The 9801-nt window shown below is 55.1% G+C and carries 9 protein-coding genes and 1 pseudogene; 5 read left to right on the top strand and 5 right to left on the bottom strand.

Going from position 1 to position 9801, the window contains the following annotated elements; all coding sequences use genetic code 11:
* Positions 1-279 precede the first annotated feature (279 nt).
* Positions 280-1094 (top strand): annotated as a pseudogene (locus ACR0KW_RS23865) (IS3 family transposase); the annotation flags it as partial.
* A 177-nt stretch (positions 1095-1271) separates the two neighbouring features.
* On the opposite strand, the gene ACR0KW_RS23860 reads toward ACR0KW_RS23865, so the two are convergent.
* The 4 genes from ACR0KW_RS23860 to ACR0KW_RS23845 form a co-directional block, all read right to left on the bottom strand.
* Positions 1272-1841 carry a CoA transferase gene (locus ACR0KW_RS23860; RefSeq protein ID WP_480807253.1) on the bottom strand — a complete coding sequence of 190 codons (570 nt, stop codon included), beginning with the start codon at positions 1839-1841 and terminating at the stop codon, positions 1272-1274.
* A 113-nt stretch (positions 1842-1954) separates the two neighbouring features.
* The gene (locus ACR0KW_RS23855) at positions 1955-2986 is read right to left on the bottom strand and encodes an aromatic ring-hydroxylating oxygenase subunit alpha (protein WP_480807252.1); all 1032 of its coding nucleotides are present in this window, start codon (positions 2984-2986) and stop codon (positions 1955-1957) included.
* A gap of 18 nt (positions 2987-3004) precedes the next feature.
* Entirely contained in the window at positions 3005-3631 is a 627-nt protein-coding gene (locus ACR0KW_RS23850; protein WP_480807251.1) for an HD domain-containing protein, read from the bottom strand.
* A gap of 65 nt (positions 3632-3696) precedes the next feature.
* A complete protein-coding gene (locus ACR0KW_RS23845) occupies positions 3697-4950 on the bottom strand; it encodes an MFS transporter (protein ID WP_480807250.1) in 1254 nt (417 codons plus the stop codon).
* A 248-nt stretch (positions 4951-5198) separates the two neighbouring features.
* Here ACR0KW_RS23845 and ACR0KW_RS23840 point away from each other — a divergent pair, with 248 nt between their 5' ends.
* The 3 genes from ACR0KW_RS23840 to ACR0KW_RS23830 all read left to right on the top strand — a co-directional run bounded on the left by ACR0KW_RS23840 (position 5199) and on the right by ACR0KW_RS23830 (position 8515).
* Positions 5199-5507, top strand: a complete 309-nt coding sequence (locus ACR0KW_RS23840) for a hypothetical protein (protein ID WP_480807249.1) — start codon at positions 5199-5201, stop codon at positions 5505-5507.
* Between the two features lie 50 nt (positions 5508-5557).
* Positions 5558-6844 (top strand): N,N-dimethylformamidase beta subunit family domain-containing protein, encoded by a 1287-nt coding sequence (locus ACR0KW_RS23835; protein ID WP_480807248.1) that lies wholly within the window; start codon positions 5558-5560, stop codon positions 6842-6844.
* Between the two features lie 531 nt (positions 6845-7375).
* Positions 7376-8515, top strand: coding sequence for an amidohydrolase (locus ACR0KW_RS23830; RefSeq protein WP_480807247.1), 1140 nt, complete (start codon positions 7376-7378; stop codon positions 8513-8515).
* Here ACR0KW_RS23830 and ACR0KW_RS23825 read toward each other — a convergent pair.
* Positions 8447-8737: a DNA adenine methylase gene (locus ACR0KW_RS23825; RefSeq protein ID WP_480807254.1), complete on the bottom strand. Its 291-nt coding sequence runs from the start codon at positions 8735-8737 to the stop codon at positions 8447-8449. The genes ACR0KW_RS23830 and ACR0KW_RS23825 overlap by 69 nt on opposite strands.
* 469 nt (positions 8738-9206) lie before the next feature.
* Between ACR0KW_RS23825 and ACR0KW_RS23820 the strand changes: the two genes are divergently transcribed.
* Positions 9207-9728: a hypothetical protein gene (locus ACR0KW_RS23820; RefSeq protein WP_480807246.1), complete on the top strand. Its 522-nt coding sequence runs from the start codon at positions 9207-9209 to the stop codon at positions 9726-9728.
* The last annotated feature ends 73 nt before the right edge of the window (positions 9729-9801 follow it).

Genomic DNA, 9801 nt, shown 5'->3' with positions numbered 1-9801 from the left:
CGGTCAGCCAGAAAAGATCGCTCATGTTACCGCTCCGTTTGTGGAGCCGTGAATCACGCGGCGCGGCGGAATTCAATGCATCCTGACCCTAAAAGCTTCCTGTGACGAGCTCAGTGCAACCCTATTCGCAGATGGTTGCGTTTGTCACGCTCAATCTTTGCGCGAGCGTGTAAGCGGAGAACTCCACCGAAGATGATAGAGATTCGTTTGGCTGCGGGAGAATTGATCCTCCCCCACTGAAGTGATCCGCTCGTATAGTTAGGAAACGGAGGATCAAATATGGGAATCAAGCGTCACAGGCCGGAAGAGATTGTCACGAAGTTGCGGCAGATTGAGGTGCTTTGCGGGCAAGGCATGCCGCGCGTGGATGCTATCCGCCAAGTGCAGATTACAGAGCAGACGTTTTACCGTTGGCGTAAGCAATATGGTGGTATGGGAACCGACCAACTGAAGGAACTCAAGCGGCTTCAGAAAGAGAATGAGCGGCTGCGTCGTGCGATGTCAGATCTTACGCTGGACAAACTGATCTTGGCGGAGGCTGCACGGGGAAACTACTGAGCCCTTCGCGCCGCCGCGCTTGTATTGATCACATTCGCAGCCGGTTTCACATCTCAGAGCGTCGGGCGTGCCGTGTTTTAGGACAGCACCGATCAACACAGAGGCGGTTGCCAGTTGGGCATGCTGACGAGGATCGCCTGGTGGCCGATATGATCGAGCTGGCCCGCCAGTATGGTCATTACAGCTATCGTCGGATCGCCGCCCTGCTGAGAGATGCGGGCTGGTTGGTGAACGACAAGCGTGTCGAACGCCTGTGGCGACGTGAAGGGCTTAAAGTGCCAATGAAGCAGCCGAAGAAAAGGCGGCTCTGGCTGAACGACGGTTCTTGCGTTCGACTACGGCCAGAGTATCGTAACCATGTCTGGTCATATGACTTCGTTCACCATCGAACCGATGATGGGAAAGCGTTCCGAACGCTTAACATCTTGGATGAACACAGCCGGGAATGCTTGGCGATCCGAGTGAAACGGAAGCTGAATTCAGCCGAGGTGATTGACGCCCTAACTGACCTGTTAATCCTGAGGGGCGTCCCCGCCTAGGCTACCGTCTGTGAGGTAGTCCAGCGGAACAGGAACGCTGTTGCATCCGGCACTACTCTGTCTGATATCAGAGATAATCGACTCGCGTTAAGTGTGCTGAGCCGCTAAGCCAGCACGTGCATGAGCGCACGAAACCTGATTGGCTCGCTGTTCTTGGTGGCGCGTAGCGCCACCTTAGCTGCTAGCAATCAGATCAGGAAGACGCTCATCTGGGGGCTGGATGCAACGCTTTACTGGCCGCATAGGCCGAGGCGAGGTTGAGAGCGGCGAGAACGACGCCTTGATCCCCATCAGACGCCGGTTCAGCCCCATATCGGTGAATTGCCCGTTGCGGGCGGCAACAACCGCCTCCCACGCGACCAGATCAGCCAGATCAGGATCAGTTGAGGCAAAGCCGGGCATGGCCAGATAAATCAGCCCCGGGCTGGCTTGCCGCAGCACACCCGGGCCGACCCCCAGGCGATCCATGACACCGGGCCGGAAGTTTTCGATCACGATGCCGGACCGTTTGGCCAGCTCAATCACTTGCTCTCGAGCAACATCCGATTTCAGGTCTAATTCCAGAACATGCTTGCCGCGCGACAGCATATCCAACGCCGGGTCATCCCATCGAGGTCCACCGGGCGGATCGATGCGCAGCGCATCTGCGCCCATATCGGCCAACATCATCCCGACCAAAGGTCCGGCCAGATATTGGCCGAAATCCAGAACCCGCACGTCGGCCAGCGGTCTTGCCCCGCTCATTCCGCGGCCTGTGCGGTTGCCGGGGACCTGCGTCCCATATGGTCCAGATAGGTATTATGGAAATGGCGCATCATGGCCTCAGAGTATTCGATGTTTTCCCAGTCGACGATGTACTAACCCTGATCAAAGCACCGCTGGCTCATGCCTTCCTGTACCGACAGCAGGAACGGGATATCCTCGGGCTGCAACACGTCCCGCCCCCAGATCGCCCGCTTTTCCTGACGCTCTCGCATGCCCGGGTCGGTGGATTCGGGCGGCTCCAGATTGATGCTCCACCTCAGCCCGCGATCGGTGCCGATCGGGTTCCATTGGAACAGGGTCAGATTGCCCGGACCGGCAAACTGCGAGATGCCTATATTGGGGAACAGGAACCAGAAATGCAGATCGGTTTCGTCATGTTCCAAATCCAGCGGATAGGCCAGATTGTCTGCCTTCTTGTTGCCGGGTACGAAGTTATAGGCCGCGTTCCTGGTCAGCTCGTAAGTCTGGTTGTTGATGTCCAGCATGTCCGAGAACGAGATGTGGCCGTGGCGGCAATGCTGGCATTCCAGATAGTTTTCGATCTGGATCTTCCAGTTAGCGGCCACGTCAACCTCGTGAATGGCAGCAGCGGTTTCGCCCAGAACATAGCTGTCCACCTTCGGGCATTTCTCGCGCACCTGTTCTCCGATGCCCGGCCAGAACTCGGCAATCGGCAGGGCTTCGGGGTCAAGATTGACAAAGATGAAGTCCAGCAAACGGTCTACTCGGACCGTATTCAGGCACACCTCTTTCTGCGCGGGCACCGCGCTGGTGTCTCGTTTGCGCATGTGCCGCAGTGATCCATCCAGCGAAAAACTCCAATGGTGATAGGGGCAAACGATGGCGCGGGTCTGCCCAGACCCCTCGACAAGTTGGTGGCCGCGGTGGGGGCAGACATTGTAATAGGCGCGGATTTCATGATCCTGATCGCGCACAACGAACACGTTCTGGCCCTGGATACTGGTGGCAACGTAATCGCCGGGCTCTGCCAGTTCGCTAATGTGGCAGGCATATTGCCAGGATTTGAAAAATAGCTTCTCATGCTCTTCGGCAAACACCTCGGGGCTGATGTAGTAATCAGCGGCAAGAGCGCGCAGGTTCTCGTCTGATCGGGTCGTTTTCATCCTCCTCAGGATTCGCCATTAGGCGGCTGCGCGTTCTTTGGCGATCTCTGGTACAACTAGGGGTTCACGTTCGCCTGTGCGCACGACATCGGCGGCATAGGGGGTGCGGGCAAAGACCTCTTCGACCATGGGGGCGACGAATTCCAACGGAAGGTCATCATAGGCGGGATCAAAGCTGGCCTGATCCCAACGCTCGCAGAATTCTGCATTGTCATCGAAGTAAGGGTGCGCACGATGACGTTCGCGTTTGTGCTGATCAAAACCGTCCAGATGATGCCCGTAATAAAGCATCTGAAAATCGCCATAGGTCTGGACCACCCAGGCGCATTGTTCGCGCACGAAAGGGCGAAGGATCGTAGCGGCGTATTCGTCGTGATTGTAGGGCGCAAAGATATCCCCGATGTCATGCAACAGCGCCGAAACAACCCAATCGATATCGGCCCCGTCGCGCCAGTCCCGCGTAGCGGATTGCACCGAATGCCCCAATCGCGTGATCTGATAGCCCGCCATTTCGTCATCAAGTTCGACCAGTGCCTTGACCAGCCGACCGACGGTGTGACGTGCATCATCCACGGCCTGCGCCGTCAGGAACACATACTCCTCTTTGCTGCCATCCTTCATCTGGGTGAAGCTAACTTTTTTCATCTTCGCCTCCCTGTTGCATGAGTTGCCGAACAAACGTTCCATTGAACGCGTGGATAGCTAACGGTCTACGATGCCCCTTCCCGTTGATTTGCATCCTCCTCCTGAACCCAGCTTTCCGCTTGCAGGACGCCGGGCTGTCCAGTGCCGATTACACCTACAACCTGCACTTCGCCGGTCTCAACTGGGGCCTCGACCTGATAGCGCCGAATGAGTGCGACCACCGCAACGGATATTCCGATAGTTGCCAGAAGAAACTGTAACCCCCTGCCCCCAAGCAGCGTGATCGAGTTTGGACCCAGTATTGTCCCGATCAGCAAGCCGACATTCAGCAATAACACCATGGTGCCACTGGCTGGCACGATCTGAGACAGTTTCAGCTGGTCGTTCGCATGTGCCGTCAGGATCGAGTAGGCAGGGTAAAGCCCGATCGCAACCAAAACAAACCCATAGACGATGTTCGAGGGTGATGTGTCGACCGCCATCCAGAGACTGGCCAGCGCCGCCACCGCACCCAGGCCGATGATCACATAGCGTCTGTCGGTATGATCGGAAATCCAACCAACCGGGTATTGAACGGCAGCTCCGGCAATCAACGCGGCAACAAGCGCGCCCGATGCCTGCGCCGCCGTGAACCCTTGTTGCAAGGCATAAAGCGGCAGCGTGATGTAAGAGGCAGAAACACCGATACTGACGACAACGATGCCGATCACGGCAACGGGCGAGACCTTGTATAGACGGGTAACAGGCATTCGTTCTGGGGCGGTGTAATCCGGCGCTTTGTTGCCGGATAAGAGAAGCGGCACAATCGAAAGTGAGATCAGAATTGAGACTACACCGAATAGCAGGTTTCCGGTCGGGTCGGGAAACCCGACAAGGGCCGTTCCCAATGCGGGCCCGGCAAGCTGTATGATGAAATAGAGCGACAAGACCTGCGCCCGAATACTGTTGTCGGACTTTGCGTTCAGCCAGCCTTCCGTAATCACGTAAAGACCAGGATAACAGAACCCGCCGAGAAACCGCATCACACTCCAACTGACAGCGTCGCTGGTCAGAAGGTGAACAATCGCAGCAATTGATACCAGAGACGCGAGTGCAGAAAATGCTCGAATATGACCGACGTTTTCGACCAACCTTGGGGCTAGTGCCGTCCCAGCAAGAGCACCGAGCGGATAGCTGGCCTGCATGATCGAAATCGTAAAGTCGCTGAACCCAAGACTCGCCCCCCGAATTGTCAATAGGGTCGCCAAGAGGCCGTTGGCGACCATCAACATGAGCATGCCAAGAAACAAAGCCCAGTTTTCGTTCAAAGCGCGTAGCATACCCAACGGCTATCGTGGGGTGTGACGCATGTATAACCTTCCCGCGACATCGCGATGTCGCTTGAAAGAAAGTGAATTGGCAGAGAACCGGCTTTTGAGGAAATCAGCCTGCAGATGTGCTGGGGGACACGTAGATGATGCGCGCGACACCGTGTGAGAACGAGAAAAAGACAAAACAGTTGGGTTTTAGGGCGAATATAGAATTCTGATGAACGAATAAAGCGCCAACAAATCAGCGGAGCGGCAGTATGAATACCATGATTGAACCAGAACAAAAAGGCGAGGGCCCGGCGATCACTCCGCGCACCCGTGCTCGCGCGCGCGACATTCTGGATCACTACTATATCGGTCCGGCCAGAGATGATCGGGTACTGGAGATCTGGGGCTACACCGATCGCTATACCTATCACCCCGGTGATACCGTTGATCTACGTGTGTCGACCACGGCACAGACCTGGTCGCTGGAGATTGGCCGGGACGGCATTAATTATGAGCCTGTTTGCAGGTCGCGGATTTGCCGGGGCAGCATCAGAGCACCCCAGAACAGTGTTCGGTAAAGGGTTGTGAGCGGGACGTCTCGCATTCCTTTACCATTCCAGAGGATTGGGTGGCAGGGGCCTATCTGATCACCCTGCGCGCTGAACGTCATAACGATTCAGTTGACGAACATCACCTGATTTTTGTGCGGCGATCTGCGCAGGCGGAACCGGCGCCGATGGTATTGATCTGTGCGACCGGCACCTGGCTCGCCTATAACTGCTGGGGCGGGGCCAGCGCCTATGAGGGGATCACAGGACCCGAGGGCAACGCCTTCTCACCTATTCCGTCAAACCAGAGGCCATGGACACGCGGGTTTTGCAAATTACCCTCAGGAGCCACCCGCGCTTTGACCGAAAAGCCGACCGACCCGGATGGCATGGTGCGCTATCCCTATATGGAATGGGCCTATGCCTATGGTTATTCAGAGAAATACGCTTCGGCCGGTTGGGCCAGCTCTGAACGCCATTTTGCTCGCTGGGCGGAAGCCGAAGGGTATGAGTTCGAAGTTGTCACACAGCATGATCTGGAACTGGAACCGGATCTGCTGGCGGGCCACCGATGTGCGGTATTCGTGGGCCACGACGAATACTGGACCGCAACAATGCGCGACAGGGTTGAGCGATTTGCAGAAGGCGGTGGCCGGGTCGCGCAATTTGCCGGAAATTTCCTATGGCAGACCCGGCTGGAGGATCATGCGCAAACGCTGATCTGTTACAAATACACGGCCAGGGACGCCGACCCTTTCATGGGCAGCGATGAGGAGCATCTCGTTACCGGCACTTGGGATGCTTCGCCGGTCAACCGCCCCGGTGCGCAGACCTTCGGTGTGAACGGTCTGAAAGGTGTTTACGCAGGTCTTGGAAATTGCGTCGGCCAGGGCAGCGGGGATTTTACGGTCTACCGACCCGACCATTGGGCTCTGCAGGGGGCGCGGCTTGGCTATGGCGATCAATTAGGCGCCTGTTCGAGGGTCTTTGGGTATGAGGTGGACGGGATGGATTTCTCCTTTGAAGACGGGCTGCCTTATCCGACAGGCAAGGACGGCACGGATACATCGGTTGAGATTATTGCTCTGGGGATGGCCACAAATATCGAGGCGGATTTTTCACATTGGGAGGAAACGCTTTACATCGGAAGCGCGGACGCCGAATTCAAAGCAGCGACCCTGTTCGGTGATTTAACGACGGAAACACTGGACAAATCCAGCCGTGGCAACGGGGCAATTGTCTCTTGGAAAAAAGGGAATGGAGAAGTGTTTTGCGCCGGAACTTGTGAATGGGTTGCCGGATTGTTGCGGCGCGACAGTCAAGTAGAGATGATCACCCGAAATGTTCTGCACCGATTTTGCCGGTAGGCAGTTTCAGATCAGTTCTTCAGACACCCTTGCGACCGACGGCATTGGTCTCGGACCCGCGACGGACCTGGAGTATCTACGAAATGTCACGATTCCTTTTCGAGACTATGGACAGGTCACTCGCCGAGAGTAAGGAAGAAGACAGTTAGAAATTTGGCGTCAATCCGGGCGCTGTGAGCCCGTCAAGGTGCCCGGAAATTTGCAACCCATGGCTGTTCTCCGAAGCCGTAACAAAACAGCGAACATCGCAATTGGTATGATGCGAAGCGATCTCTGGTTGAGTGGTCAGCTCACATACGAACCCAGCGCACCAGCACTTCAGTCCACCTTATTGCAGCCATTGACCCTGTATGCAGAGAACGTCTGCAGTGAGCCCAAATTGCATATTGCTGCGACCGGCATGAATGTCTGGTTTGATCATACGCTGGTGTTTTAGGTACTTGTTAAATTTCCTGCCAGAGGTCGTTTTCCTGCCTGTATTGCCGAGTTTTCAGGTTAACCTCATTGGACACTATCCAGCGGGAATAACGAATGCCACCAATAGACCTGATTGCCCTACGACATGAATTTCACAGAATGCCCGAACTCGGGTTTGCTGAGGAAAACACGAAAGCACGGGTTGCGGGCATCCTTGAAGATCTCGGAATCGAGACCCATGTCGGCGCGGGTGTTGTTGGTGTCCTGAAACGCGGGACAGGCAATCGCGCCATCGGTCTACGAGCTGACATGGACGCACTGCCGATACATGAGGCCAGCAGCCATGGCTATGTCTCCCAGACGGCTGGTGTGATGCATGCGTGCGGGCATGACGGTCATATGACCATGCTCTTGGGCGCGGCGGCAGCCCTTGCTGAAGAGCCCGATTTTGATGGCACGGTGCTGTTCATTTTCCAACCCAACGAAGAGCACGGATTGGGCGCTCAAGCCATGATTGCCGAGGGTGTGCTGGAGCGTTTTCCCGTTGAGGAAGTCTACGCCATTCACAATCTTCCTGCCGCGCCGTTGGGGCAGATTTCCACGCGGCCCGGTCAAATCTGCTCGAGCGAAAGCCTGTTTGAAATTCTGATCGAAGGACAAGGAGGTCACGCCTCCATGCCGCAGGTTGGGCGGGATGCAATAACCATCGGGGCAGAGATTGTGCAAGCCTTGCAAACTATCGTCTCGCGCAAGCTTGCTCCGGGCGCGGGTGTCGTAGTTTCGGTGACGGAATTCCTGACCGATGGTCAGCGCAATGTCCTACCTGGTGTCGCAACCCTCAAGGGGGACGTGCGAGCACGGATGCCAGAAGATCGCGAGGAGGTCGCGCGGCTCATGCGCCAGCTTGCGGACGGTATCGGAGCGGCCCACGGCGTAAAAGTATCTGTGACATTCAACACAGAATTCATTGAGACGATCAATGCTCCGGAGCAAACTCGCGCAGTCGTAAACGCGGCTCTCGCCTTAGGACTGGAGACTGAAGGCAATCGCGAACCCATGAGTTTCTCGGAGGATTTCGCGCATTTCTCGGCTGCTGTCCCTGGGTGCTTCTTACTGATCGGCAACGGGCAAGAGGGGCCTTGTGGTCAGCCGCTCCATTCGGACGATTATGATTTCAACGATGATCTATTGCCAATCGGGGCCGCGTTTTGGGCGCAACTGGTACGTGACCGCCTGCCGGTGACCGGAAGCTGATGCGATTAGCCATGTTCGAATCCCGTATGAGCCGTTCTCGACAAGCGCATTTCCTAAAGTCGCCGAAAGGTTTAGGAAATCGCTTGAGATGGTGCGCCGATCCATTGCCTTCATGAGATAGGCAACTGAACCGCTGCCGCTAAATGGATCAATGGCCGTCTCAAAGTCCAAAGTCGTTAGAACGCCATGGATCCACGGCAAGAGGCGTTTCTTGGAACCCATATAGCGCAACTCAGGGAATTGCTTCAGCTGTCTGGGAAGATCATCTGAGATCAACTTCGATTCCAGAATGGGGGAGACAAGGCGCAAGCTTTTTTCACTTATTTTCATATTTTTGCCTGCTATTATTCACTTCGGAGCGCTACTCGATTGCCAGTAATACGAATTTCGAAGCGTCTGTCACTGATTGAGAGTATTACCTTTAGTTAGTGAAGATCCATTGGAAATCTCAATAGAAAATTAGTGTTAGTTTGGACTGGCTAGGGTCATTGGATGATAGACTCTGAACGGCTGCAAAGTTCGCGATCCGGTCATTCTGCTTAACCAAATGATGCGCTGACAACAAATGGCAGCTTTGGGTGTTATTCCAAGTTCACAGTAAGGAGCGCCTGATGTCGGCTCTGCGAGGCGAAGTTACCGTTCACTGATGCGATGTGATGGGCCTTCAGGTTCGTTTTGGAGGGATTTGGTAGTGGCAAACAGACTATTAGAGGAACTCAATAGCGGAGAATACGGCAACCCACTTAAGCATTTCCATAGGGAGGCAATGCTTGATTTGGTTTTGACATGGGGTTCACTCGATGGCGCACTAACCATGCTTGTTTCCGCATTTACTGGCGACGAACTCCATGACACCGCAAACCATTTGATGAGGGTAAATGGTACTGCAAAGCTCTTGGAAATTGCTCGCATCCTCGAAACGAGCGACCAAACTGCTGAATTCGCAAAAGCCTTCAAGAAGCAGAAGAAACGTTACGAGAAGTTTTCCAAGCCGCGAAACCGCATCGCCCATGCTCACTGCGCAGGATACTTATTAGGCGATGAGCAATACTTAGTATTCGTAGTTGCAGAGCCAGCTGGAGTCGATTCAATGGCTATTGAGGCAATCCCAGTCGAAGAAATAATTGCGGCTACAGAATATGGCGAAAACCTCACAAACTTTGCTTCGCAGACAGCAAATAAGATTTTTGCCGCCAGGGTCAGGATGCATTGAATTCCGCCGCGCCGCGTGATTCACGGCTCCACAAACGGAGCGGTAACATGAGCGATCTTTTCTGGCTGACCGA

The organism is Ruegeria sp. CG11, from assembly GCF_056537245.1.
The sequence above is the reverse complement of the archived record's forward strand: the minus strand, read 5'-3'. Positions and strand labels throughout refer to the sequence as shown.

Bases quoted from the DNA above. Each gene is read 5' to 3' on its own strand.
- ACR0KW_RS23860 (WP_480807253.1), bottom strand. From the start codon at position 1,841: ATGAGCGGGGCAAGACCGCTGGCCGACGTGCGGGTTCTGGATTTCGGC.
- ACR0KW_RS23855 (WP_480807252.1), bottom strand. From the start codon at position 2,986: ATGAAAACGACCCGATCAGACGAGAACCTGCGCGCTCTTGCCGCTGAT.
- ACR0KW_RS23850 (WP_480807251.1), bottom strand. From the start codon at position 3,631: ATGAAAAAAGTTAGCTTCACCCAGATGAAGGATGGCAGCAAAGAGGAG.
- ACR0KW_RS23845 (WP_480807250.1), bottom strand. From the start codon at position 4,950: ATGCTACGCGCTTTGAACGAAAACTGGGCTTTGTTTCTTGGCATGCTC.
- ACR0KW_RS23840 (WP_480807249.1), top strand. From the start codon at position 5,199: ATGAATACCATGATTGAACCAGAACAAAAAGGCGAGGGCCCGGCGATC.
- ACR0KW_RS23830 (WP_480807247.1), top strand. From the start codon at position 7,376: ATGCCACCAATAGACCTGATTGCCCTACGACATGAATTTCACAGAATG.
- ACR0KW_RS23825 (WP_480807254.1), bottom strand. From the start codon at position 8,737: ATGGGTTCCAAGAAACGCCTCTTGCCGTGGATCCATGGCGTTCTAACG.